The organism is Streptomyces sp. NRRL B-24572, assembly GCF_002156145.1.
Taxonomy (GTDB): domain Bacteria; phylum Actinomycetota; class Actinomycetes; order Streptomycetales; family Streptomycetaceae; genus Streptomyces; species Streptomyces vietnamensis.
On sequence record NZ_MWIG01001081.1, the window covers coordinates 1 to 1,019 of the forward strand.

Annotated in this window: 1 protein-coding gene and 1 pseudogene; both read left to right on the forward strand. The window is 71.0% G+C overall.

The genetic code is table 11. From position 1 onward, the window contains the following. A pseudogene (locus CCN56_RS40320) lies at positions 1–550 on the forward strand (FAD-binding oxidoreductase); the annotation flags it as partial. A 159-nt stretch (positions 551–709) separates the two neighbouring features. Further along, on the forward strand, positions 710–1,019 hold a 310-nt coding region (locus CCN56_RS40325), incomplete at its 3' end, for a VOC family protein (RefSeq protein WP_086832512.1).

The window sequence follows — 1,019 nt, forward strand, 5'->3', positions numbered from 1 at the left end:
GGCCGGCGAGGCTGAGGAGGCTGGTGGGGCTGAGGGCGCTGGTGGTCCCGTCCGCCCTGTCGTGGTCCTGGAACCCTCCTGCGCGGCGACCCTCCGCACCGACCTGCCCGAACTGCTGCCGGACGACCCGCGGGCGGCCCGCCTCGCCGCCTCCGTGCGCACCTTCGCGGAGGCACTGGAGGAACTGGCCCCCGGCTGGACCCCGCCCCGCCTCGACCGCCCGGTCACCGGCCAGACCCACTGTCACCAGCACGCGGTCCTGGGCGACGCGGCGGACCGCAGGCTGCGGGAACGGGCGGGCCTGACGGGCGAGTTGGCGGGCGGCTGCTGCGGCCTGGCGGGCAACTTCGGTTTCGAACCGGGCCACTACGAGGTCTCGGTCGCCTGTGCGGAGGACCAGCTGCTGCCGGCGCTGCGGACGGCCGGGGAGGCGACGGTCCTGGCGGACGGCTTCTCGTGCAGGACGCAGATCGGGGACCTGGCGAAGACGCGGGCCCGGCATCTGGCGGAACTGCTGGCGGAGGGGGTGGAGGAAGACCGGGTCTCCTGACTGTGCCGGGTGGCCCGGCCTCGTCGGCATGGCCGCGTCCCTCGTCAACTGCCGTTGATCTACTGCATGGATCAGGGCTAAGGTCTACGGCGACATCGCGTGTCGGTCACCGGCTGGGTGAGGCATGGAGGTGTCGGGACATGCCTTCGGAGGCATTCCTTGTCAGTCGATTTGAACCACACGATCGTCCACGCCCGGGACAACCGGGAGTCCGCGGAATTCTTCGCGAACCTGCTCAACCTCGAGATCACCGCCGAGTGGGGTCCGTTCATCGCGGTCGGCCTGGGCAACGGCGTCACGCTGGACTTCGCCACGATCCCCGCGGACAGCATCACCCCCCAGCACTACGCCTTCCTGGTCTCCGAGGAGGAGTTCGACGCGGCGTACGCGCAGATCACGCGGCGCGGCATCGAGCACTACGCCGACCCCCACCGGAAGCAGCCCGGCGCGATCAACCACAACGACGGTG